At 33.2% G+C, this 217-nt stretch carries 1 protein-coding gene; it reads right to left on the minus strand.

Going from position 1 to position 217, the window contains the following annotated elements:
- Positions 1 to 21 precede the first annotated feature (21 nt).
- Positions 22 to 217: phosphate acyltransferase (locus ACRHOC_RS15715; RefSeq protein ID WP_431159502.1), on the minus strand; the 196-nt coding region annotated here is incomplete at its 5' end.

The raw sequence follows: 217 nt of genomic DNA on the forward strand, positions 1-217 counted from the left end.
AATGTAATAAATTATTTTTCATTACAAAGCTTTGAATTGACCAAGAATATTGAAATAATGAACCCTTTTCTCTCTTTCTTGAGCATCAATAACTGCAATGGCCGTCATGATCACAATTTCATCATCACTAGCATCTAATTGTAATAGATGTACAGGCTTGTTCATACCCATCATTATTGGACCAATTGGTTCCGTTTGGTTCAGCTCTTTATGTAGT

Source organism: Winogradskyella poriferorum, from assembly GCF_050618035.1.
In the GTDB taxonomy this organism is placed as follows: domain Bacteria; phylum Bacteroidota; class Bacteroidia; order Flavobacteriales; family Flavobacteriaceae; genus Winogradskyella; species Winogradskyella poriferorum_A.